General features: G+C 43.3%; 29 protein-coding genes and 1 pseudogene. 27 read left to right on the top strand and 3 right to left on the bottom strand.

Annotated elements, in window-relative coordinates:
• Positions 1-239 precede the first annotated feature (239 nt).
• The 22 genes and pseudogenes from ACTSEZ_RS16125 to ACTSEZ_RS16015 all read left to right on the top strand — a co-directional run bounded on the left by ACTSEZ_RS16125 (position 240) and on the right by ACTSEZ_RS16015 (position 14,017).
• Entirely contained in the window at positions 240-560 is a 321-nt protein-coding gene (locus ACTSEZ_RS16125) for a WXG100 family type VII secretion target (protein ID WP_369735259.1), read from the top strand.
• Between the two features lie 247 nt (positions 561-807).
• On the top strand, positions 808-2,055 hold the full coding sequence (locus ACTSEZ_RS16120; protein WP_369735258.1) for a YfjB-related protein: 1,248 nt from the start codon (positions 808-810) through the stop codon (positions 2,053-2,055).
• 10 nt (positions 2,056-2,065) lie between these two features.
• Positions 2,066-2,878, top strand: a complete 813-nt coding sequence (locus tag ACTSEZ_RS16115; RefSeq protein ID WP_369735256.1) for a YfjC family protein — start codon at positions 2,066-2,068, stop codon at positions 2,876-2,878.
• A 14-nt stretch (positions 2,879-2,892) separates the two neighbouring features.
• Positions 2,893-3,444, top strand: coding sequence for a DUF5381 family protein (locus ACTSEZ_RS16110; protein WP_369735255.1), 552 nt, complete (start codon positions 2,893-2,895; stop codon positions 3,442-3,444).
• A 198-nt stretch (positions 3,445-3,642) separates the two neighbouring features.
• Positions 3,643-4,189 (top strand): annotated as a pseudogene (locus ACTSEZ_RS16100) (DUF5381 family protein).
• A 64-nt stretch (positions 4,190-4,253) separates the two neighbouring features.
• Positions 4,254-4,802 carry a DUF5381 family protein gene (locus tag ACTSEZ_RS16095; protein WP_369735252.1) on the top strand — a complete coding sequence of 183 codons (549 nt, stop codon included), beginning with the start codon at positions 4,254-4,256 and terminating at the stop codon, positions 4,800-4,802.
• 411 nt (positions 4,803-5,213) lie between these two features.
• A complete protein-coding gene (gene gvpA, locus ACTSEZ_RS16090; protein ID WP_342825632.1) occupies positions 5,214-5,480 on the top strand; it encodes a gas vesicle structural protein GvpA in 267 nt (88 codons plus the stop codon).
• Positions 5,481-5,521: 41 nt separating this feature from the next.
• The gene (gvpT, locus tag ACTSEZ_RS16085) at positions 5,522-6,013 is read left to right on the top strand and encodes a GvpT/GvpP family gas vesicle accessory protein (RefSeq protein ID WP_369735251.1); all 492 of its coding nucleotides are present in this window, start codon (positions 5,522-5,524) and stop codon (positions 6,011-6,013) included.
• Positions 6,014-6,038: 25 nt separating this feature from the next.
• Complete coding sequence (gene gvpQ / locus ACTSEZ_RS16080; protein ID WP_369735250.1) at positions 6,039-6,527, top strand: gas vesicle protein GvpQ; 489 nt, start codon at positions 6,039-6,041, stop codon at positions 6,525-6,527.
• 3 nt (positions 6,528-6,530) lie between these two features.
• The gene (gvpJ, locus tag ACTSEZ_RS16075) at positions 6,531-6,791 is read left to right on the top strand and encodes a gas vesicle protein GvpJ (protein ID WP_029285679.1); all 261 of its coding nucleotides are present in this window, start codon (positions 6,531-6,533) and stop codon (positions 6,789-6,791) included.
• A 76-nt stretch (positions 6,792-6,867) separates the two neighbouring features.
• Positions 6,868-7,131: a gas vesicle protein GvpO gene (gvpO, locus tag ACTSEZ_RS16070; protein WP_029285681.1), complete on the top strand. Its 264-nt coding sequence runs from the start codon at positions 6,868-6,870 to the stop codon at positions 7,129-7,131.
• Positions 7,132-7,153: 22 nt separating this feature from the next.
• Positions 7,154-8,065, top strand: a complete 912-nt coding sequence (gvpN, locus tag ACTSEZ_RS16065; protein ID WP_029566401.1) for a gas vesicle protein GvpN — start codon at positions 7,154-7,156, stop codon at positions 8,063-8,065.
• Between the two features lie 19 nt (positions 8,066-8,084).
• Complete coding sequence (locus tag ACTSEZ_RS16060) at positions 8,085-8,852, top strand: GvpL/GvpF family gas vesicle protein (RefSeq protein ID WP_369735249.1); 768 nt, start codon at positions 8,085-8,087, stop codon at positions 8,850-8,852.
• 1 nt (position 8,853) lies between these two features.
• Positions 8,854-9,117 carry a gas vesicle protein GvpG gene (locus ACTSEZ_RS16055; RefSeq protein WP_029285687.1) on the top strand — a complete coding sequence of 88 codons (264 nt, stop codon included), beginning with the start codon at positions 8,854-8,856 and terminating at the stop codon, positions 9,115-9,117.
• A 3-nt stretch (positions 9,118-9,120) separates the two neighbouring features.
• Complete coding sequence (locus ACTSEZ_RS16050; protein WP_369735248.1) at positions 9,121-9,924, top strand: GvpL/GvpF family gas vesicle protein; 804 nt, start codon at positions 9,121-9,123, stop codon at positions 9,922-9,924.
• A 21-nt stretch (positions 9,925-9,945) separates the two neighbouring features.
• Complete coding sequence (locus ACTSEZ_RS16045; RefSeq protein WP_029285691.1) at positions 9,946-10,215, top strand: gas vesicle protein; 270 nt, start codon at positions 9,946-9,948, stop codon at positions 10,213-10,215.
• The gene (locus tag ACTSEZ_RS16040) at positions 10,187-10,471 is read left to right on the top strand and encodes a gas vesicle protein K (protein WP_029285693.1); all 285 of its coding nucleotides are present in this window, start codon (positions 10,187-10,189) and stop codon (positions 10,469-10,471) included. Before ACTSEZ_RS16045 ends, ACTSEZ_RS16040 begins: the two co-directional genes overlap by 29 nt.
• Positions 10,472-10,492: 21 nt before the next feature.
• On the top strand, positions 10,493-10,825 hold the full coding sequence (locus tag ACTSEZ_RS16035; protein WP_282034399.1) for a gas vesicle protein: 333 nt from the start codon (positions 10,493-10,495) through the stop codon (positions 10,823-10,825).
• Positions 10,826-10,840: 15 nt separating this feature from the next.
• A complete protein-coding gene (gene gvpT, locus ACTSEZ_RS16030) occupies positions 10,841-11,590 on the top strand; it encodes a GvpT/GvpP family gas vesicle accessory protein (RefSeq protein ID WP_369735247.1) in 750 nt (249 codons plus the stop codon).
• A 27-nt stretch (positions 11,591-11,617) separates the two neighbouring features.
• The gene (gene gvpU / locus ACTSEZ_RS16025) at positions 11,618-12,031 is read left to right on the top strand and encodes a gas vesicle accessory protein GvpU (RefSeq protein ID WP_369735246.1); all 414 of its coding nucleotides are present in this window, start codon (positions 11,618-11,620) and stop codon (positions 12,029-12,031) included.
• A 316-nt stretch (positions 12,032-12,347) separates the two neighbouring features.
• Complete coding sequence (locus ACTSEZ_RS16020; protein WP_369735244.1) at positions 12,348-13,004, top strand: 5-bromo-4-chloroindolyl phosphate hydrolysis family protein; 657 nt, start codon at positions 12,348-12,350, stop codon at positions 13,002-13,004.
• Positions 13,004-14,017, top strand: a complete 1,014-nt coding sequence (locus ACTSEZ_RS16015) for a toxic anion resistance protein (RefSeq protein WP_369735242.1) — start codon at positions 13,004-13,006, stop codon at positions 14,015-14,017. The genes ACTSEZ_RS16020 and ACTSEZ_RS16015 overlap by 1 nt, the downstream gene beginning before the upstream one ends.
• 464 nt (positions 14,018-14,481) lie before the next feature.
• Here ACTSEZ_RS16015 and ACTSEZ_RS16010 read toward each other — a convergent pair whose 3' ends face one another.
• From ACTSEZ_RS16010 to ACTSEZ_RS16000, 3 genes are all read right to left on the bottom strand, one after another.
• A complete protein-coding gene (locus ACTSEZ_RS16010) occupies positions 14,482-14,886 on the bottom strand; it encodes a hypothetical protein (protein WP_369735241.1) in 405 nt (134 codons plus the stop codon).
• Between the two features lie 102 nt (positions 14,887-14,988).
• On the bottom strand, positions 14,989-16,503 hold the full coding sequence (locus ACTSEZ_RS16005; RefSeq protein WP_369735240.1) for a UDP-N-acetylmuramoyl-L-alanyl-D-glutamate--2,6-diaminopimelate ligase: 1,515 nt from the start codon (positions 16,501-16,503) through the stop codon (positions 14,989-14,991).
• An 88-nt stretch (positions 16,504-16,591) separates the two neighbouring features.
• Entirely contained in the window at positions 16,592-17,554 is a 963-nt protein-coding gene (locus tag ACTSEZ_RS16000; protein ID WP_369735238.1) for a D-2-hydroxyacid dehydrogenase, read from the bottom strand.
• A 160-nt stretch (positions 17,555-17,714) separates the two neighbouring features.
• On the opposite strand from ACTSEZ_RS16000, the gene ACTSEZ_RS15995 reads away from it, so the two are divergent.
• The 5 genes from ACTSEZ_RS15995 (at position 17,715) to ACTSEZ_RS15975 (ending at position 20,827) form a co-directional block, all read left to right on the top strand.
• Positions 17,715-18,008, top strand: coding sequence for a hypothetical protein (locus ACTSEZ_RS15995; protein WP_369735237.1), 294 nt, complete (start codon positions 17,715-17,717; stop codon positions 18,006-18,008).
• 130 nt (positions 18,009-18,138) lie between these two features.
• The gene (locus tag ACTSEZ_RS15990; RefSeq protein ID WP_369735235.1) at positions 18,139-19,482 is read left to right on the top strand and encodes a DUF6612 family protein; all 1,344 of its coding nucleotides are present in this window, start codon (positions 18,139-18,141) and stop codon (positions 19,480-19,482) included.
• Positions 19,483-19,527: 45 nt separating this feature from the next.
• Positions 19,528-19,758 (top strand): excisionase family DNA-binding protein, encoded by a 231-nt coding sequence (locus ACTSEZ_RS15985; protein WP_369735233.1) that lies wholly within the window; start codon positions 19,528-19,530, stop codon positions 19,756-19,758.
• Between the two features lie 380 nt (positions 19,759-20,138).
• A complete protein-coding gene (locus ACTSEZ_RS15980; RefSeq protein ID WP_369735232.1) occupies positions 20,139-20,570 on the top strand; it encodes a DUF5082 domain-containing protein in 432 nt (143 codons plus the stop codon).
• Positions 20,567-20,827, top strand: a complete 261-nt coding sequence (locus ACTSEZ_RS15975; RefSeq protein ID WP_369735230.1) for a YwqI/YxiC family protein — start codon at positions 20,567-20,569, stop codon at positions 20,825-20,827. The genes ACTSEZ_RS15980 and ACTSEZ_RS15975 overlap by 4 nt, the downstream gene beginning before the upstream one ends.
• Positions 20,828-21,196: the final 369 nt, after the last annotated feature.

Raw genomic sequence — 21,196 nt, 5'->3', positions numbered from 1 at the left:
TTCTTTTGTTATCCCATCTGATAGTCCTGTTAAATAACGCCATTCTTTCAATGTGTGGTAAAAACATGACTTTTACCATATGAAAAGCTGAACAAACAGAATCAGAATTTGTTACTGGGGACTTATGGAAATTAGGAGTGTGTTCTAGTAATATTTTCTTATATGTTCAAAAACGTGTAAATCTTGATGGAAAAAGACGAAAGTACATAGAAAATGTCAAAAAAATAGAGGTGAAAACGATGAATTCAGATCAAGTCAGATCCCTTGCAAGAACTTTTCAGCACGCATCTGATTCCGTCAAAGACCAGGAATCAAAGCTAGTGCAGGAAACAAACGAAAAAGCAGCAACGTGGAGCGGCAAGGCCCGTGACAAATTCGATTCCGCCATGGACGAAGCCAAGATCCTCTTCCAGCGCCACTCAGACAACCTGTACGACATCAGCCGCGAACTAGAAGCAGCAGCAGACTCCGTCGACCGCGTGCGCGAAGAGATTGAAAGACAGGAAGAATTAGAGAGAATGGAGCGCATATTGAGGCTTAAGAAGCTGGATGTGCAGTAAGTGTCCCCATTGAAAAATAAGATTGAAAGTTTAGAGGTGCGTTATGAGTCATCGGAATAATCACGATCCGAATTATAATAAAAAAAAGCAAAAAAAGCAGGTAGATGAAAGAAAAGGAATGAATGACGGGTGCGTACCCGGATGTGTAGACTTTTTCATTATACCGATCCAGGTTGGGATTTTGGGTTATCAATTTTTCCAATTCATTTAAGGAAAAGGTAAAGCGAGTGAAAGGGGTTGTAACGTTTTGGCAGGGAAAATATCAGTAAATCCTGATCAGCTGGATGGGCTGGCAAATTCGTTTGTAAATAATCTTTCAGTTATTGAAGAGGAATATAAAAGGCTGCACTTGGAGCTTGCAAACTTAATTATGAGTGCGCCTCCAGAATATCAGCACTGTTTTTATCAGGTCGGAGATCCTTGGGCAACTGGGAATGCGTTATCGGATAAGCTGAGCAATCTTGAGTACGATATCCGGTCAACAGCTGGAAAGTTTGCAGAAGCGGATAATCTGATCGGGAAGCTTTTTAAGCTTCATGAAAGTTATGGTGCGGTCACAGCGCTTGGGGCTCTGTCACTCAGGCAGGCAGCGTATTACGGAATTGGTTTGACTAAGTTTATTAAGAACGCTGACGGAATATACACATTTAAGCATATGGGAGCATTAAACAAAGTGTCAGACGTAATTGATAATTCGAAGTTCAGAAAACTTGCACGAGGGTATCTGCGGTTTTCGTTTATCTCCAAAAAATATAATGGCTATTCCTTTGCGGATTTGGTTCATAAAAAGTATGCGAAATATTTGCCTACAGATGCGGTGGATTTTGCAAACGATTCAAGGTCATTTCTTAAAGATGTTAAAAACAAATCAGTAACGATGGATGCTCTTAAGTCGTTCGGAAAGTCCAGCCTGAAGTTTGCCAAAATTAATGGGCCTATTACCTTTGCTGTGACTGGTGTAGCCTCAGGAGTGGGTATGGGGCTTAAAATTTCAGAGAACTATGCGAAGTACGGCAATAATCCGGAAGTTTTAAAAAGGGAGAATGCAAAAGCAGTTGGAAAAGCTGCAAATGATACGATTGTCATTGGAGGAGCTTCAGTTGCGGGTGCCGTTATCGGCGGAACGCTGGGCAGTGTTATTGGACCGGCAGGAACCGTTATTGGATCTGCTGCCGGATCTTTTGTGGGAGGGGTAGTCGGTGAAAAACTGGCAAAGTATACCGCTCCATTTGTTGAGAAAGCTGCAGTTGCGTTTAAGGAGCCAATCCATAATATGGTGGACGGTGCAAAAGGAGTATTTGAAAAGGCAGGTAAAGGCGTCGAAGCATTTAACAACGGTGTAGAATATGCCAATAAGCAAATTAAAGAAACATTCAAAGACCCGGTTAAAAAGATTAAAGAAGTTGGCGAAGGACTTTCTAAAGCGAAAGATACAGCAAAGTCTCTTTTAGACGGAGCATCAAGCTTTGTTAAAGGAAAATTCTCATTCGGATAAGGAGAGGACTATGGATAAAGTTAAAGTAAGCTTAGAAGAACTGCTTTTTTCATTTTACAGTGAAGGTCTGTATGAACAAGGAATCCAATTAAAAGACACTTTCTTCCCCGAACTTGGTGATCAGGAACTGCAGTTGATGCTTGAAATTGCATCAAGATCCCTTATGGCAAAAGATATGATTAGAGAAGTAGATGGACGCTACAAGCTGACAGAAGAGGCGGCTGAATTAATCCACATTCTAAGCAGCGCAGATTATTCCGTGCAATTTTCCTGTTTTTCTTCAGATATGGAGAGGGAAGAAGCGTTGTCTGTTCATGTGAAAAATCATATTGGGTATGTTCATGAGCTTCACTATGATCAGCAGGTGCATACTATCAGACGCCTTACAGAGGATGAGACCGTTCAGCTGATCAGCAAGCGTTTATCTGACAAGGAAATGCCATCTGAAAGGGCCGTCATTACAGAAATGTCGAATGATGATCTTGAAAAGATTTTGGAGGAAGCAAGTCAGCCAGCCCAGCTTTCGTCCGTCATCAGTAAATGGACTTCAGAACTTCAGCCAGAAGACATTCAGGCATTTGGAAGCTTTATGATTGATTTATCCAACAGACAATCAAAGCTAAATACAATGATGCTTCTTTCATATGATAAAAACAATAATCCGGATGTAGCCGACATCTGTTTTTCAATTCCGGGTAAGCAGAACGACTGGATTGTCTCTAAAAATCAGGAAAATCGATTCAATTTAGAGCGCACAAGCAAAGTGTTCTTGGAAAGCTTCATTCCTTCCCCTATATTTAAAGTGAGTGCAAACATCAGCTAGAAGGAGGAAGAAGATTGCTCAATTACAGAGAATCCGGCAAGGAAATATTCATCAAAGGAAGCAAGTTTTATTATGGCATCCTGGCAGCCTTCTTGATAGGAGGATTACTGGGAACAGGCTATTTAATTATTGAGGGGCTGAAGTTCAACTCGGCTTTCTCGTTTGTATGGATGATTGGAGGATTTATCTTTTTCCCTATTTTTTGTTATCTGTTTCTGTGGTTCCTCCCTGGAATGATTCCCGGAAGAAACCTGGTAACATTAATTCAAGGGCCAGGAGGTTCTCTGCGTTCTAAAAAAGGAGATATCCCTTTTGAAGCAATAAAATTAATTGAATTGCGTCGGAATGGCTTGACCTTAGTAAACAGTATGTACGTTGAAACCTTTGATGGAAAATCATTTCGAATTCCCACATACGATCTGATAGATGATACAGATTTCTCTATCTTAGTAGATCAGTATATATATCCTAATATGAATCAGGATGCTAAAAAAGTTTGGGATCGCCATGTGAACTTAAGCAAGCTGTTTGATGAGGTTGGATACGAGAGAAAAACAGTACAGTGATTAATTGAAAGGAATTATCCGGCGTGGTTCTTTCCGTCAGCCTGGATATTTTAATGGCTTCTTCCTTGCCTCATATCCGGAAGAAGCCATTTTAATTTAATGAGGATTTTAAAGCAACTCATCTTATCAATTAGGAAACTTGCCATTAATGTCATTACGAAGAATTCTTAGGTGTACGATTATTCGGGAGTGGATGAAATGCAGGATAACCATATTAAAATTAAGCCTTTAAATTTTTTAAGGCTTTGGTCTGGTCTTGCCACGATGGGAGGAGCAGCTGCATGTGCTTTTCTAGTCGTGCAAGGAATTAAGTTTAATTCTTCGTACTCAATCCTATACCTAGGCACAGGTCTTTTATTCTTACCATATATGGAAAATATGGCATTTTGGGGGCTTCCGGCATACATCCCTGGAAAAAATTCTTTTTGAAATCTTCCCAGGTGAAAACGGGGTTATTAAGTATAAGAAAAATACTATTCCCATTAAAGATATAAAAGACATAGAGTTGGCTAGAAATATTCTTACTTTATTTAATAACATTCGTATTACTACAATAAATGGAAAAACTGTCTATATTAAAACGTATAACGTAATAGGTGAAATAACCTATATTAAAAATATTGATGACCATGTCTTTCCGTATATTAACCCCTTAGCAAAAGAAGTTTGGAATAGAAAAATGGAAAACAGTCAGTTTTTAGAAGATGTGAGATATGTAAGGAAAAATCATAAAATCGACCAATAATACTTGAACCAGCGACCTGAATCAGGTCGCTTTGTTTAAATGAAAAATGTGAGGAGGTATGAATTTGCTAAACCTGGAAAAAGATCTCAACTCAATCCGCGTCAAAGGCTCCAAATTCATGTACGTCTGGATGCTGCTTGCAACGTTCGGCGGTCTTGCAGCATGCATGTTTCTCATAGTGAATGGCTTAGAATTTGATTCGAAGTATTCGTTATTCTATCTAGGAGGAGGGATCTTGCTGTCTCCTGTATTTCTACACCTCACATTATGGTCGCTTCCCGGTTTTGTACCAGGGAAGATTATTGTGAAATTGACTGAGGGTCCGAATGGCAGCGTAGAGAGTTATAATAAGAAAATCCCATTTACAAGCATAAAAAATATTCGCTTTGCAAGGAATCCCATTAATCTGATCAATGATATTGTCATTGAAACATATGATGGAAAAACGGCAAAAATCAGGACATACAATCAACTTGATGATACGGACTTTGCTGTTTTAGTTGACCAGTATATCTACCCATACATGAATCAGGATGCTAAAACAGTATGGGATCGGCATGTAAACCTGAATCAGCTGTTCGAAGATGCAAAGTATGAAAGGAAAGCGGAGTAACCTAAAGATCTCGCATAATGGAAACATCAAATGTTAGATCCAATCCTCCCCGCATAAATTCTCCAGCACAAATGAACGAGTACCCGTATTTATTATCAACCCCGTATTCTCCAATACGGGGCTTTTTCACGTCCTAAACGAAATAAAACCCCTCCCGGATCACTGTGTCACCATCTTGTAACAAAACTGTTTTAATTGTCATATAACTCTTTAAAATCTTCTGAAAATCCATTCGTTTCAGGCTTTTTTGAAGACGTTTTCTAAATTTGAAGCGGAAATACTGGAAAATCACGGAATCTTATTTCTACTATTATCCAAGTCATGTTTTAAGTGGCATTTTAGAAGGTATATCCCAAGTAACAAAGCGATAAGGGCACGCCTCTATCGTCAATGAAAGGAGCTTGTTAGTCAGTGAGTATTCAAAAAAGTACGGACAGTTCCAGTTTGGCAGAAGTGATAGACCGGATTCTTGATAAAGGGATCGTCATTGATGCATTTGTCAGAGTGTCGCTTGTGGGAATCGAGATTTTAACAGTAGAAGCGAGGGTTGTCATCGCGAGTGTCGATACATGGCTTCGCTATGCAGAGGCTGTTGGTCTTCTTCGGGATGAAGTGGAGGAAGAAGGACTGAAGAGCCGAACAGATGAGCGCGGGAGCCAGTCAGCTTTTACATTTTAATAGAAAAGAACAATAAATCTATGGAGAAATGAGGATGAAACATGGCTAAAGAGACAAAAGAGAAAATGGAAAACCAGGAAGAAACGGAACAGCAGACTCAAAGTGAAGAGCAGGATGACAGGCAGCAGAATCAAATCAACATGGCGATTCTCGGCGGTGTCGTCGGAGCTGGAATCGGGCTGCTTTCAAGTCCTGAAACGAGCAAGAAAGTATTTGGAAGCCTCGGCCAGTCTGAGATTGTAAGATCGGCAGGCAAGGAGCTCAGAAGAACAGCACAGGAAATTATTGCTGAGCAGGCAATGGCAGCGCTGCGCCAGACGGCAACGGGATATTTGGACAAAGGCAACATTACGAGCCTTTTGGCCCCTAAGAAGAAGAGAGACAAAGAATCAAATTCAGAAAAGGATTCAGGCGGCGAGAATGAATTGAATTCTTCTCAATATAATGAGCTGAAAGAAGAGAACAAGAATATGAACGACCAGCTGCAGCGGATTGAAGAGATGCTGAATCAGCTGATAGAAGCGAAGAAATAGCAGTCGGCCCTGAAAGGGTGATGGCATGGATGACATGAAAAAAGCGCTTTTTAAGGCAGGCAAGAAAATCTTCGACAAGAGTCCCGAACCTGTAAAAGAGAAGATAGAAGAAAAGGTAAAGGAAAAGGCGAAAGAAAAATTTGTCGAGGCTACAGAAGAAAAGCTGCAGGGGAAAATGAATGAAGCTTCTGAAAAGCTTGGCCAAGCCAAAGACGAAAATGCCGAAAAAGTGCATGGCAAAGCAGAGGAAGCAAAGGAAAAAGTTCAGGATGTTCTTCTGTCTGTGAAAGATAAGCTCGGCAATGTGAAAGAAGCCGGTGATGAGTTTCAGAAAAAGATGTCTTCTTCATCATCATCTGAAAAGAAAAAGGTTAAAGGGTATAACGATATCAAGAGCGCCCGGAAAATAAAGAGCTCGACTGACATTAAAAGCTCGGTGAAAATCAAGAGTTCCAATGATATTAAATCGTCTTCGAGCGTCAGGACAATGGGTTCGGGGCCGAAAGGAGAATGAAGAATGGCTATTCAAAAAAGTACGGACAGTTCAAGTCTGGCAGAGGTTATTGACCGGATACTAGACAAGGGGATTGTCATTGATGCGTTTGTCAGAGTGTCTGTCGTAGGAATTGAAATTCTGACTGTTGAAGCGCGCGTTGTCATTGCGAGTGTGGACACTTGGCTTCGCTATGCAGAGGCTGTCGGCCTGCTGCGTGATGAGGTGGAAGAAAAAGGTCTTCCGTCTCAATCGAATGAGCGAGGCGCACAATTCAGCGTTTAACCATGATAGTCGGCATGGAGCCTGATGGCTCCTGCTTATTTCAAAGCAACGGCGGAACAATCGGAGGCGACTTTAGGTGTCTATAAAAGAGATTATGAAAAATGTGAATGATTTCTTCAGTGAGCATGTCGCACCGCCCCATAAGATTACCTCTGTTGAAGCAATGGACGAGGGGTGGCGGGTGACAGTTGAAGTGATAGAGGAAAAAGAGTACATGAAACGGTACGCAAAGGATGAAATGCTTGGAACCTATGATTGCCAGCTTGATAAAGAGAAAGAGGTTGTTTCTTTTAAAAGGCTTGATATCAGATACAGAAGTGCAATAGGAACCGAACAGTGAGGCTGCTTGGAGGGAAGAGAAGATGACGGTCCTAAAAGAGAAAATGAAAAAAGATGCCAGAACCCTCATACAGGATGATGAGACGAAACAGATTCTCAAGAGGTCCCTTCATTACTTGAAATCGGGCTATTCCGTTCATTTTACGGGACCCTCCGGTGCAGGAAAAACCTCGCTTGCCCTGGCTCTTGCCAAAAAGAGAAAACGGCCGGTCATGCTTATGCACGGGAATCATGAATTAAACAACAAAGACTTAATTGGTGATTTTACGGGCTATACAAGTAAAAAAGTGGTGGATAATTATGTTAGGTCCGTTTATAAAAAGGACGAAAGTGTAAGCGAGATGTGGCGGGATGGAAGGCTTCTGGAAGCAGTTAAACACGGATATACGCTGGTTTATGATGAGTTTACGAGATCCAAGCCTACTACGAATAATATTTTTCTATCAATCTTAGAAGAAGGTGTACTGCCCTTATACGGTTCTAAATTGACCGACCCTTTTATAAAAGTCCACCCTGATTTTGCCGTCATTTTCACAAGCAATCCGGCTGAGTATGCAGGTGTTTATGATACTCAGGATGCTCTTCTTGACCGTCTCATCACGATTTTTATCGATTACAAGGATGTTGAGAGGGAAACGAAAATTGTCGCAGAGAAAACAGATGTGGATGAAGATGAAGCAAGAATAATAACAACTCTTGTTACGAATTTGCGGGATGCTTGCTCGAATCAGAAAAACAATGGTCCAAGCTTAAGAGCATCAATCATGATTGCAAAGCTTGCATCAGAGCAGGACATTCCGATTGACGGAGAAGATTCAGATTTTCAAAGCTTATGCATCGATGTCCTGTGCCATCCGATCAGCAGGTGTCTTGATTCGGATAACAAACAGGAAGATGCAACCAGGCTGATTATAGATGAATGCAGCAAACTGTAGTGTGCAGAGGGAGTGTTTGATGATGAGTGAACAGGAAATGGGTATTTATCTTTTTTGCGGTATCCAATTAACAGAAGAGGAAGATTTCGGGAAAGGAGAGATTGAAGGGGAAGAAACAGACCTCTTTACAATCCGGTACAAAGATTCGGCAATGGTAGCAGCTGAAGTCCCGATGAAAATCTTCCATCCAAACAGGCAGAATCTGATGATGCATCAGCAGACGGTTTCAAAGGTGATGGAAAAAAACGACACGGTTATTCCAATCAGCTTCGGGAATGTATTTAAAACAGAAGACGACATCAAGGTCCTTCTTGAAAACTTGTACCCGCAGTTTGAAAAGCTCTTTCCGGCCATTAAAGGCAAGATTGAGGTCGGGTTAAAAGTCATCGGCAGTAAAGAGTGGCTCGAGGAAAGAGTGAACGAAAATCCGCAGGTTGGAAAAATGTCTTCTTCCGTGAAGGGCAAATCAGAGGCAGCAGGCTACTACGAGCGCATCAAGCTTGGAGGCATTGCCCAAAAGGTTTTTGAAGATCTTCAGAATGAACTTAAGGCGGAAGTCTTCACACCTCTTAAAGAAGCATCAGAAGCCGCGAAAGCGAATGAGCCGACAGGTGAAACGATGCTCCTCAATGCGGCGTTTCTCATCGACCGCGACAAAGAACAGCAATTCGATGAGAAAGTAAACGAAGCACATGAGAAATGGAAGGATAAAGTGAATTTCCATTACAGCGGTCCGTGGCCGGCTTATAACTTCGTTAATATCAGGTTAAAAGTGGAGGAGAGCTGATATGCTTCACAAATTGGTGGCAGCGCCAATTAACCTTGTGATTAAAATCGGGCAGAAGGTTCAGGAAGAAGCAGAAAAAGAATTGTACGATCTCCCGACGATCCAGCAGAAACTCATTCAGCTTCAAATGATGTTTGAGCTTGGCGAGATACCGGAAAAAGCGTATCAGGAAAAGGAAGATGAACTTTTAATGCGGTATGAAATCGCCAAACGAAGAGAGATGGAAGAGTGGGAGAAATTGACCAAACGGGGAAATGAGGGATAGCAGATGGACGATTTGATTTATTTATACGGACTGATTCCTTCGGACGAAGCAGACCATCAATCGTTTCCATCTTTTAAGGGCTTTGATGGTGAGAAAAACATTTATACCATCCCAGCTGGCGATATCAGCGCAGTTGTTTGCAGACTGGATTCTGAGCAGTTTTCAGAAGAAGCCATAAAAGACAAAATCGACAATGATATGGAATGGCTGCAGGAAAAAGCGTTCCATCATCATGAAACGGTTACGGCACTTTATAAATCTTTTACAATCATTCCGCTTAAGTTCTGCACCATTTACAAGAGCGAAGAAAGCCTTAAGCAGACAATTGAGGCAAGCGGGCCTAAAATCAGCGAAACCCTGCAGTCGCTCAAAGGCAACGAGGAATGGAACGTAAAGATTTACAGTGATGACCCGGTGCTGAAAAAGAAGGTTGGCGAAACCCATCCTGCAGTAGAAGCAAAAATGCAGGAAATCAGCGTGCTGCCCAAAGGCAGGCAGTTTTTCGAAAAGAAGAAGATTGACAAGCTGATTGAGGATGAGCTGGAAAATGAGAAGAATCGAGTTTGTGAACAGCTGCATGAACAGTTGAAGCACTATGCCCTGCATGCAGCGATTAAAAAGAACTGGAACAAAGACGTGACAGGCTTGAAAGAGAACATGGCCTGGAACAGTGTTTTCCTCCTTCAGTCGGAGAAGGTGGAAACGTTCCTTGAAGAGATGAAACAGGCTGATGAAAAGCTCGGGGGAACCGGATGGAGAATTGAAGCAACCGGCCCGTGGCCAGCTTATCATTTTTCCAGTTTTTAAATGAAATGAGGGATTTTCCGGATGTCTCTTAGAGAGTCAGTTGAAAACAAAGATATTGCCCTTATTGATATATTGGATGTCATTTTGGACAAGGGTGTTGCTATTAAGGGAGACTTAATCATCTCGATAGCAGGCGTGGATCTGGTGTATCTGGATCTGAGGGTTTTGATTGCATCTGTTGAAACCCTTGTTCAATCAAAAGCGGGAAACCGCAAACCTGTCACAAGCGAACAATTTGACAGACAAAGGGAGGAATTAATCGATGCAACAGGCCAGCCAAACAAATGGTAGAATCCAGCTTGATCCTGACAATGCCGAGCACGGACTTGCCCAGCTGGTCATGACGGTGATTGAACTTCTCAGGCAAATTGTCGAACGTCATGCGATGAGGCGGGTGGAGGGTGGAACGCTGACGGACGAGCAAATTGAAAACCTTGGAGTTGCCCTTATGAACCTTGAGGAAAAGATGGAAGAACTGAAAGAGGTCTTCGGCCTTGATGCGGAAGACTTGAATATAGATCTCGGCCCGTTAGGCAGCTTGCTTTAACGGCCACTGGAGGGACAAGCTATGGCAGTCCAAACGACTGGGCAATCGAGCTCAATTGTCGATGTGCTTGAAAAGATTTTAGACAAAGGAGTCGTCATCGCAGGTGATATTACTGTAGGAATAGCCGATGTCGAACTGCTTACAATCAAGATCAGATTAATCGTCGCTTCAGTCGATAAAGCAAAAGAAATCGGCATGGACTGGTGGGAGAACGATCCTTATCTCAGTTCCAAAGCGGAGAACAACAACACAAAAGCGCTTGAAGAAGAAAACCGCAAATTGAATGAACGATTGGAGCTGCTTGAAAATCAGCTTGGCTCAAATCGTTTAAATACATCAAACCAACTAAAATAATCGGAGGGATTTACAATGGCAGAACAAAAATTAGACAATACGCAGGCAGAAACAAAGGAAAATAAACAATCAGAAAAGAATACACAGGAAAAATCATCAAGAAGAAGCATGCCGATCAAACGCACGGTTGCAGGCGGAATCCTTGGTGCGACAGTCGGATATCTGGCAACACCTGAAAACGGGAAAAAGATTTTATCTCAAATTGATACCGACGACTGGAAAAGCAAGGCAGCTGATTTCGGGAAAGCTGCAAAGGAAAAGTCATTCAAAGGCGCATCAAGCCTGAAAACATCTGCGGGCAAGCTTTTCAAAAAGGATCAAAATCAAACAGATGATACAGAACAGGATGAATCACCATCAGCCGAATCAACTACTGAAGATTATGAAGCATTAAAGCAGGAAAACCAGACGCTTCAGGAACGTCTTCAGCAACTGGAAGAAAAAATGAATCAGCTGACTCAGACAAGCTCTGATGAAGAAGATGATGATGAGGAAGAAGAAGAGGAAAAACAAAGCAAGAATAAATCGGGCAAATCAAAAGCGGCGTCAGAAGATGATTCTGAGGATGACGACGATGAAATCGAAGAAGACGAAGAAGAAGAGGAAATGATGGACGACGGCAAGAATGAAGTGAAAAAGCCGAGAAAGCCAGCACGCAAGAAAGCAAAAACGGCAAAAGCTTCAAAAGCAAAAGATGAAAAAGAAGAGGAAGATGAAGAGTCAGAAGATACTTCTCTAAGCAGTGACGACGACACTTCATCATAAACGGTGTGTAGAGGAGGAGATGTGGAAATGAGTACGGCAACAGCCTCATCCAAAGACAGTGTTCTTGAATTTTTTGTAGGGGCTTCAAACAAGCACGGTTTTGCGCTTGATATTACGCTCAATGTGAACGGAGCTGTTGTTTCGGGCACGATGATCTCAGCCAAAGAGTACTTTGACACGCTGAGCGAAACGTTCGAAGATGGCAGCGAAGTCGCACAAAATCTGAGCGAACAGTTATCCCGGGCAAGTGAATCCATTGAAGAAAACGGAAGCGGGGAAGCTCATTTCATTCACCTGAAAAACACAAAAGTGTACATCGGTGACAGCAAATCCACCCCTTCAAAAGGCCAGATTATCTGGCGCGGCAAGCTGAGCGAAGTAAATGGATTCTTCCTCGGGAAAATATCAGATGCAAAGCCGGCAGCTAAAAAAGCGGAATAACGCCAAACATGAAAACCGGAAGAGAATCTTCCGGTTTTTTCTGCTGTCTTTTTTGCCCAAGGGGCTGATTAAAGCCCGCTTGGAAAATAGTTTTAATGGAACAGGATTCCGCTAAAGGTACTTCCCTTTTTTACTATAACTCCATCTAAGCCTCAAGTCTTACCTCCCATACATTCACCGGCCAATAGAAAAATAGGCGGTGATGCTGTATAGTAAAAAGAAAGGCCTTTTTTTCCAGTTTACTGGCACAGGACTGAAACCCCGCATGTGCTACATACGTATAAACAGGCAGAATTTTTATGTTAGGAGTCGATTGATGATGAATCCGTTTGTGGCATTCAGTGTCCGGATGATGGCTGCGCTACCTGCTGCTGGGACAGCGGGAACAATCAGCCTGATCGGATTTGATCAGCCCTTAATAGCAGCGGCCGCCTATTCCGTTGCAGGCGGAGCTTCCGCCTATTCAATTGCTTCTGTGACGATGAAGTCACGTTTTTTAAAGAAAAATGCTCTTACCCGCAAAGACTATAAATACATTAAAAAGCAGCTCGAGGAAGCAGCACCCAAGATGGCGCGCCTTCAAAAGACCCTTTTGACAATCAGGCATCTTCCATCTTTAAAAGAGCGTGCAGAACTGGTCCGTGTAGCGAGAAGAATCGTTGCCCTGACAAAAAGAGAGCCGCGCCGTTTTTATCAGGCGGAGAAGTTTTATTTCTCACACCTTGATTCAGCCGTACAGCTAAGTGAGAAATATGCCTTTTTATCGTCTCAGCCAAAAAGAAATTTCGAGCTTGAGAAATCTCTCAATGAGACCCGCAGAACGCTCTCTGACTTAAAAAGGCTGATTGAACAGGATCTCTTCAATATGGTGCAGGATGATCTGGATGATCTGAATCTTGAGATTGACGTTGCCAGGCACTCGATTCAATCTAACAAGGATAAAAAATCTCTTGATGAAAAGTGGAAAATGTAATGAATCACGACCTTTTTAAAGAGCGTGAAAACCTTCTCCAGGCTGAAGAAAACGAGAAGGTTCTTCACCTTGTCAATCAGCTCAGCCCAAGGAACCACGCCATGCTGGTATCATTCGGTCTCCCTGCTCAATCCAAGCTCCTTGCTTTTTCAAACACCATGCTTGATCAGGTGCAGCGCAAAGATATTGGACAGATCGGAGACACGCTGGATGAGTTCATTAAAAGCCTGAGTGATGTCAATCCGGAGGATCTCATGCAGGATGAGACCTCTTTTTTCGGCAGGCTGTTCGGCAGAAAAAAACGCTCTGTGCAGGAAGTGCTGTCTAGATTTCATAAAGCAGGCGTACAGATTGACCGAATCAGTGTCAGACTTGAACGCAGCAAAAACGTTCTTCTCTCGGATATCGTCATGCTCGACAGGCTCTATGAGACGAATAAGGAATATTTTCATTCTCTGAATACTTACATCGAAGCAGCAGAAATAAAACTTCGCGAATTGCACAACGAGACAATACCCGCCCTGAAAAAAGCAAATGAAGGCTATAACGACCCGATGAAGCGCCAGGAGGAAGAGGACCTGCTGCAATTTGCAGACCAGCTGGATCAAAGACTTTACGACCTGAAAGTCAGCAGAGAGCTTACCATTCAAAGTGCACCGCAGATCCGCATGATTCAACAAACAAACCAGAAGCTCGCAGAAAAAATTCAGTCATCCCTTATGACTGCCATTCCTCTTTGGAAAAACCAAGTAACTATAGCCCTTACACTGCTGAGGCAAAAACATGCTGCCGATGCCGGCAAAGCAATGACCCGTTCTGCGAATGATCTTTTCCAAAAACAGACCTCCACGCTTGGGAGAAACCAGTTTGACCTGCAAACTTTGAAAGAAATACAGGAAAATCTGCAAATGGCCATTAAAGAAACGCTTACCATTCACAAGGACGGGAAACATACACGGGAAGAAACCGAAGCAGCACTACTCGACATAGAACAGAAAAAGCTCCAGGCATAAAAAACAGGAATCGGCTGGTCCGGTTCCTGTTTTTTTATAGCTATACGAAGTCGTTAAGGAAACAAACGGGAAAGGGGGGACAGTCGGCTCCGATTTTTTGGTGTCTAGCTCCATCGCTCAACTCCTCTGCCAGAACGGAACCGTCGGCAAAGGCAAAAAGCGCCTTTACCGCCGGTTCCTCATCTGACTCCCGGAGCTAACCGAGCGATTCCGCTTTTCTAGTGTCCAGCTCCATCGCTCAACTCCTCTGTCAGAACGGAATCGTCGGCAAAGGCAAAAAGCGCCTTTACCGCCGTTTCCTTATCTGACTCCCGGAGCTAACCGAGCGATTCCGCTTTTCTAGTGTCCAGCTCTATCAGCCAACTCCTCCGTCAGAACAAAATCGCCCAAAAAGGCAAACCCGGCCTTTCTGGACAATTTCTTTTCTGCCTGTCGGAGCTAAACGGCTGATTCCGCTTTTCTGATCAAAACCCATCCTCAGCCGCAAACGGTATGTTCAGTCTGTTTTCGACTGCTCTCAGGCGCTGGTTCAGACGGTTTAGTCTTCTTGTGTGGCGTTCGACAACTTGGTTCAGTCTTGTGACTTCCTGGTTTGTCTGGTTGAGTTCGCGGCGGAGGTTGCGGATCTCCTGATTCTGACGGTTTATTTCTCTGGACTGCTGCTCGTTTTGTCTTTCAAGCTGGTTAATTCTTCTTTCGAGTGACTGAAATTGCTGCGGCTGGCGGTCAGGGTCCAATTGATCCTGCTGAAACTGATCTTGCTGAAACTGATCCTGCTGAAATTGAGGCTGATAGGGATTGTATTGATAGTTCATGTAATAGTCGGTTTGCTGAGGCACGTAGCCTTGATAAAAATGGTATGGGTTCATAGGTTGAAGTCTCCTTTATGGTAGTGAATCCTTCATTAGCCTATGCGGCTCTGCCCATGTTGACAGGGCGACTGCCCAATTGCACAGAAAAAAGCCATGGGCTCAGGCTTCAAGCTCATGGCGTACTTCTGAATATGAATCGTAGTGGGACTGAATAATCTCTTCATCTGAGTGAGGGATTTCCATACCTTTGACGATTTGTGCTCCGTTGATGCAGCCGCTGGTGAGAAGGATAATATCGTCAGGTTCTCCAGCTGCAAGTGATGCTATAACGCCTTCTTTGCGGGTAAGCGCTACTTTAATATTCGGTGATTTTGGTTCGGAAAATCCCTTCATCACCTGATCAATAATGACTTGGGGATCGTGATGTCCCGGGTGGTCAACAGTGACGATCACTTCATCCGCATGCCCTTCAATGGCAGCAGCCATTTTCGGCATTTTGTTGAAATCCCTGATGCCAATTCCTGCAATCATGACGATCAGACGGTTGAACTTCATTTTTTTGACCTCTTCCACAAGCCGTGTCAGCGCAACCGGCGTATGGGCATAGTCGAGAATGATTTTCCTGTTGTCTGGCCCTGTGATGACTTGAAAACGGCCTTCGGGGCTTTCGAGCATTGGAAGGACCTGAAGAATATCCGTTATTTTGTATCCGAAAAGCAGGGCAGTTCCAACGGCAGAAAGAGCATTGGCAATATTATAGGTGCCAAACACCGGCACAGCTGCATGGTGGCGCTGGCCCTTGTATATCAATGTGAACGAGCTGCCTACATCTGAAAACGATATGTCATCTGCGCACAAATCAGCGCCGCTTCCCGGTACGAGACTGTACGTAATCTTCCGTCCCGGAAATGTTTCTGCAAGTTCTGCTCCCATTTCCATATCGTCAATGTTGATGACGGCTGTTTTAGATTGTTTAAAAAGAGCAAGCTTGCACTTTTTATAATGATCCATCGTTTTATGGTACTCCAGGTGCTCTTCAGAAAAATTGGTGAGGATGGCTGCATCAAACTCCATGCCGTGAACCCTTTTCTGGTCTGTTGCTATGGAGGATACTTCCATCACCGCCGCTTTGTCTCCGAGCTCGAGGAGGTCATGGAAAATTTGGTGAAGATCGGTTGATTCAGGTGTAGTAGGCGTGCTTTTTTTATAAGAAAGCTTATGGGTTGAAGCCCATATGCCTGTTGTTCCTATCGAACCGGCAGGAAGACCGAGCAAAGTCAGCAATGAGCGTACATAGGCAGCAACTGTTGTTTTTCCATTTGTTCCTGTAACTCCGACGGTTTTCAGTTTTTCGTCTGAAAAGCCATAAAACATCTTTGCAAACTGTGCCATCGTCTCGCGGACATTGTCTGAAAGCAGAAAGGTATGCTCCGGGTATTTTCTGCTCAGCAATTCAAGTTTTTCACGGCTTGTTCCGACTACAGCCGAAGCACCTCGCTCGATGGCCTCGTCAATGTACTGGTGCCCGTCATGCTCGCCGCCGACAATGCTGAAGAAAAGTCCCCCGGGTTTGACTTGCTTAGAGTGAAAGGACAGGCTTGTGATTTCCTGTGAGGCTTGTCCGAAAATCTGTTTAAACGCCACGTTTTCCAGATCATTAAACTGTATGTTCATGTAGGTTCCTCATTTATGATTCCAGATTTGTATTCGTTTTTTTATTTTCCAATACAAGCGCTCTTCCTATACTTAAAATTTCCGGCTGTCAGTATCCTTTTTTGTAATCGACTAAATTAACAGAAGGGACGCGATCTGACAGGTAGGTTTTCAAGTTTGGAATCAGGATGTTCTCTGTAAGGCGCTCGTTGTAAAACTCCGTTGATCCGGAGGTGTGGGGGGTGATAATGACATTCTCAAACTCCCACAATGGACTTTTTACCCCGAGCGGCTCGTGTTCAAACACATCAAGACCTGCTCCTGCAATTTCATTTTCCTCAAGAGCCTGTATAAGCGCTGCTTCCTCAACCACTTCACCGCGGCCAATATTGATGAAGTATGCAGAAGGCTTCATCCGTTTAAATTGTTCGTATGTAAAAAGGCGTTCTGTTTCCAGTGTCAGCGGCACGGTCACAGCTACATAATCACATCTTGGCAGAATGCTGTTCAGGTCAGCCTGAGTATACATCTCATCCACAAAATCTGCGGGTTTGCCTGAATGCCGCACGCCAAGAACAGTCATTCCGAAAGCTTTTGCAATTTTGGCTGTTTCCTGCCCGATTGCGCCAACTCCAATCACACCAATTGTTTTACCGTGAATTTCTAGCTTCATGTTCTCATGATGCCATTTTTTTTCGCTTTGATTGCGTACGTAGGCATGGATTTTTCTTGTTAATCCGAGCATAAGAGCGAAAATGGTTTCGGAAATGGGGTTTGCATGAACGCCGTTTGCGCTTGTTAGAATCACTTCCTTCTTTTCCAAAGCTTGAAGCGGCATGCTGTTGACACCGGCGCTCCATGACTGTACCCAGCGCAATCTGGATGATTCATGGAGGCACGTTTCCTCCATTCCTTTTTTCCAGCCTGCAATAATTTCAGCTTCAGATAGATGGCTTCTCCAAACAGACTCATCCCGTCCAGCGATAATATCCCAGCCCGCAGCAAGCTCCCTGATTTCATTTAGATGGTTCTCCTGCAAATCTTGTGTGATAATCATTTTTCTTTTAGACATCGTCATTCCTCCCTCTCTCAATAGATTTATCTTAACAGAATTTTTTGTTTTTTATTTCCTTCTTTTCTCGTTAGGAATGTGAAAAACTGGGTAAATAAACCTGTAGCTATATGCTGCTTAGTGGTATCGAACTATTATTCAAGGGGTGGACTTGCCTGCTATGAAAATTCTTCAAGAACGGTTTTACCCGAGTGCCAAAAGGGTTTTGGCGCTTGCAGGGGAAAAGGAAGATGCCCCGGAGTACCTTGTCGGCTATGATGTAGATGGGAATCAGGTGTTTCACGTCCAAAGTCCTGAAGGCTACTCGTTTCTTTATTTATGTTCTCATACGACTGCAGAAGCGGCTGTCGTATGCGGATATAAGGAGGCAGATGCTTACGGATGCTGGCCGGACTATTATTTTGCAGTGGATCATGAAAGCGGAAAGCTCAACCGGATCTGCAAGGCGAGATAATGATGAACCCCGCTTTTTCAAGTGAGGGTTTTTTTAATGGAAAAAAATAGTTTAATTATTGGAAAATAAGTGTAAATACTTACTAGTTCGCATGGTAAAATTGGAATCTATGAAAACTGGGAGGATTGACATGAAAAGAATAACAGGGTGGCTGATCGTTGCAGGGATGGCACTATTGCTTGCAGCGTGCGGTGGGAAAACCGCAGAAGAAGCGTCTTCTGATATGGAAAAAGCATATAAAGACGTAAAAACGATGGAAATAAAATTTAATGAAAAAGCAGTCTCACCTGATGACTACAATATAAAAGGAACCATGCAGCTGGATCTTGAAAACGATCTTTCCTATTCGGAATATGACGATGGGGGCCAAATCACTAAAATCTCGACTGGCAAAGAGGGGGTCATCTATGATGACGGTACAAAAACAGAAGTGCTCGAAGGAAGACTCAGCGATTATATGCTGTTTGTAGAGCAGTACGAATTTGAACTGCACAAAAATCCTATTGCCTTTTATGAAAAATTCGATCCCGAATTTACGGAAAAATTGAAGCTTGAAGAAACAGACAGTGAATACATCCTTACATATGAAGGCTCATCAAAAGAAGCGAAGGAACTGATGGGTGACTTGACGAAGGATTATTATACTGGACTTCAAAAAGCGGCAGGTATCTCCGAAGTGGATATTTCTTCCATTGAGGGAGAGGGCTTTGACTACAAGGTGACGGTGGATAAAAAAACGTCTCTTGTAAAAGAGCTTGTACGAAACCACGAATACTCGCTGGAAATAAACAAGAAAAATCAGGAGCAGGGCGTGCGCAAAACAAACTCGTATTCTTATGATACAGTTGACAGCATCCAAACCATTGCTGCTGAGGCCAAACCGGAAGCAACGCCTGAACAGGAAGCTTCAGCTCAGGAAGCAGCCGAATATGTCGACGCACTGATCCAGGCAACGGTTTATCAGAATACAGACGAGTTTATGAAACGTCATCCTGAGTCACCTGACCAGGAAGCAGTGAAAAAAAGGGGAGACTTCCAGAAGTCTGCCTTTGTAGAAATCTATAAATCCAATACGGCCAAAAACTTTCAAGGATTGCCGGCTGCCGTTTCAGAAGACCAAATCAATCTCTACACAGAAGGATTCCTGGCGGCAATCAAGCAAACCAAATATAAGGTGAATGATGCAGTCTATAATCCAGACACCGACTCTTATACGGTTGATCTTGAAGTCCAGGGCTTCAGTGAAAACCGTCTTCTCGCAGAAGCTGTGCAGCCGGTCATGCAAAAGCAGCAGAACGGCGAGCTGACAAACGAAGAATTTGTTGATGAGCTGATAACAGCATCAGCGAATCGCTTCAAAGGACCGGTGCCGCTTGAGCTGCCTGTAAAGGCATCTGTTAACGTGATTAAAAACGGTGAGGGCCATTACGAGGTCCTTTTGCAGGATGAATACCTCCTTTCTTTTGTTCAGTAATCTCACTATAATAGGGGGTATCTGAAAGAGAGGTCGGAAAATCACATGTACCTGACAATAAAAGAAACCGCAGAGCACCTGTCCATGCCTGAAAACTACATCGAAGCGCTGATACTTCAGAAAAAAATCAGAGCCGTCCATGACGGAGAGCAGTACCTGATCAATAAAGACCAGTTCACCACCCATCTCGAGCAGATGGAAACCTACAAAGAACAGCTTGAGGAATGGCTCAGCAAGCCGATCCCTGAAGACATTGACATCAAGGATGAAGACTAGGAAATGCATACTGTGCATTTCTTTTTTTATAGAGAAGGGCTGAGTTAGCGGCAGAAACGCTTCACCCGGAAGTGCTAATTTAACAGCAGAAACAGAGAAGCGGGCATTGTTGAAAGTGTTCTTAACTTGAATTAACAGCAGAAACAGAGAAGCACGGTTAGCTGAAAGTGTTCTTAACTTGAATTAACAACAGAAACAGAGAAGCGGGCATTGTTGAAAGTGTGCTTAACTTGGGTTAACAGCACAAACTCAGGAAAGCTCTTCGCCGAAAGTGCGAGATAACCTTGGAAGGAAGGCTGATAGTCCTGTTCAACAATGCTACCATCTTCCTTATGCTATAAAATATGGAAATAATCTTTCGCTAATTAGAGGTGATCAACTTGAACTATTCAGAAATGCTGAATCAAATTCACGGTGTCATATCCTATCAAATGTCAGAACTGAACGGCCAGATCAGCCGTTTGGAGCGTGCCAGGCAGCAGATTGAACGGGAACAGTCAGCATGTCTTGGTGAGATGAGAAAGATTTTGGACCCTGAGCTGGACCAGCTGTGGAAAGGTTTAAGGGCTGAGGATTTTTATGATGATCGAAACCAGGCCTATGAAATCATGAGGAACATTGCAGAATACGATTATGATGAATATAAAGGAAGCATACAAGATCGAATCGACGGGCTGAGTTTTCAGCTGAATATGCTCAGCGCAGCAAGCGGGCTTGCAAACGAGGCGGACAAGCTGTTGGCCATAGGTGATGATGCATTGGACGAGATCGGCAGCAAAATAAACGACTTGCAAAGGCGGCTGTTTAAATGACCCAGATTAAACTGAATCATGCAGAGATGATTGGAAAACTGAATGAAGTCCGGCGGGCGCTTGAAGCTCTGACCCTGGACGTGCCTGGAGAAGCGGGCGAAAATAAGCTGGACTTTACGCAGAAATGGCTGGACCGTGAAGCGGCTCTTCATCAATTTGTCGCTCAATATACTGCTGTCGTTCAGAAAAATCTGGAAGACACCCGCGCCAATTTGGATATGCTCAAAGAACAGGACGAAGCTATTGTCCGAAGGTAACTTTTGTAGTTTGGATGAAGATGCTGCCCTATAAATTGGAAGTGCACAATTATAGGGTACCAAAAAGGCAAAATGCAACCCTATAAACCCGCGGTGTAGAATTATAGGGTACCAAAAAGGCAAAATGCAACCCTATAAAACGGCGGAGCAGAATTATAGGGTACCAAAAAAACGAAATGTAACCCTATAAACCAGCGGCACAGAAATACAGGGTAACACTAACGATCACCTGCGCCATCAGATCATTCCCTTCTAAATACACATTCCCAAAACCTTGAATCCAATCGTCTTCAAGGTTTTTTCATTTTCCGCACATAATCCGTTGACACATTCCGAAGAATAGAGTATAAATAAATTAACAATTAACAA

Origin of the sequence: Metabacillus mesotrionivorans (assembly GCF_052171315.1) — a bacterium.
In the GTDB taxonomy this organism is placed as follows: Bacteria; Bacillota; Bacilli; order Bacillales; family Bacillaceae; genus Bacillus_P.
This window is presented reverse-complemented; position numbering and strand designations above follow the sequence as displayed.

Excerpts from the sequence above, each read along its gene's own strand:
- gvpU (WP_369735246.1), top strand. The coding sequence starts at position 11,618 with ATGAGTACGGCAACAGCCTCATCCAAAGACAGTGTTCTTGAATTTTTT.
- ACTSEZ_RS16060 (WP_369735249.1), top strand. The coding sequence starts at position 8,085 with ATGATGAGTGAACAGGAAATGGGTATTTATCTTTTTTGCGGTATCCAA.
- ACTSEZ_RS16050 (WP_369735248.1), top strand. The coding sequence starts at position 9,121 with ATGGACGATTTGATTTATTTATACGGACTGATTCCTTCGGACGAAGCA.
- ACTSEZ_RS16000 (WP_369735238.1), bottom strand. The coding sequence starts at position 17,554 with ATGTCTAAAAGAAAAATGATTATCACACAAGATTTGCAGGAGAACCAT.
- gvpJ (WP_029285679.1), top strand. The coding sequence starts at position 6,531 with ATGGCTATTCAAAAAAGTACGGACAGTTCAAGTCTGGCAGAGGTTATT.
- gvpT (WP_369735247.1), top strand. The coding sequence starts at position 10,841 with ATGGCAGAACAAAAATTAGACAATACGCAGGCAGAAACAAAGGAAAAT.
- ACTSEZ_RS15995 (WP_369735237.1), top strand. The coding sequence starts at position 17,715 with ATGAAAATTCTTCAAGAACGGTTTTACCCGAGTGCCAAAAGGGTTTTG.
- ACTSEZ_RS16005 (WP_369735240.1), bottom strand. The coding sequence starts at position 16,503 with ATGAACATACAGTTTAATGATCTGGAAAACGTGGCGTTTAAACAGATT.
- ACTSEZ_RS16010 (WP_369735241.1), bottom strand. The coding sequence starts at position 14,886 with ATGAACCCATACCATTTTTATCAAGGCTACGTGCCTCAGCAAACCGAC.
- ACTSEZ_RS15975 (WP_369735230.1), top strand. The coding sequence starts at position 20,567 with ATGACCCAGATTAAACTGAATCATGCAGAGATGATTGGAAAACTGAAT.
- ACTSEZ_RS16040 (WP_029285693.1), top strand. The coding sequence starts at position 10,187 with ATGCAACAGGCCAGCCAAACAAATGGTAGAATCCAGCTTGATCCTGAC.
- ACTSEZ_RS16045 (WP_029285691.1), top strand. The coding sequence starts at position 9,946 with ATGTCTCTTAGAGAGTCAGTTGAAAACAAAGATATTGCCCTTATTGAT.
- ACTSEZ_RS16015 (WP_369735242.1), top strand. The coding sequence starts at position 13,004 with ATGAATCACGACCTTTTTAAAGAGCGTGAAAACCTTCTCCAGGCTGAA.
- ACTSEZ_RS15990 (WP_369735235.1), top strand. The coding sequence starts at position 18,139 with ATGAAAAGAATAACAGGGTGGCTGATCGTTGCAGGGATGGCACTATTG.
- gvpT (WP_369735251.1), top strand. The coding sequence starts at position 5,522 with ATGGCTAAAGAGACAAAAGAGAAAATGGAAAACCAGGAAGAAACGGAA.
- ACTSEZ_RS16115 (WP_369735256.1), top strand. The coding sequence starts at position 2,066 with ATGGATAAAGTTAAAGTAAGCTTAGAAGAACTGCTTTTTTCATTTTAC.
- gvpN (WP_029566401.1), top strand. The coding sequence starts at position 7,154 with ATGACGGTCCTAAAAGAGAAAATGAAAAAAGATGCCAGAACCCTCATA.
- ACTSEZ_RS16055 (WP_029285687.1), top strand. The coding sequence starts at position 8,854 with ATGCTTCACAAATTGGTGGCAGCGCCAATTAACCTTGTGATTAAAATC.
- ACTSEZ_RS16125 (WP_369735259.1), top strand. The coding sequence starts at position 240 with ATGAATTCAGATCAAGTCAGATCCCTTGCAAGAACTTTTCAGCACGCA.
- ACTSEZ_RS16035 (WP_282034399.1), top strand. The coding sequence starts at position 10,493 with ATGGCAGTCCAAACGACTGGGCAATCGAGCTCAATTGTCGATGTGCTT.
- ACTSEZ_RS15985 (WP_369735233.1), top strand. The coding sequence starts at position 19,528 with ATGTACCTGACAATAAAAGAAACCGCAGAGCACCTGTCCATGCCTGAA.
- ACTSEZ_RS16020 (WP_369735244.1), top strand. The coding sequence starts at position 12,348 with ATGATGAATCCGTTTGTGGCATTCAGTGTCCGGATGATGGCTGCGCTA.
- gvpQ (WP_369735250.1), top strand. The coding sequence starts at position 6,039 with ATGGATGACATGAAAAAAGCGCTTTTTAAGGCAGGCAAGAAAATCTTC.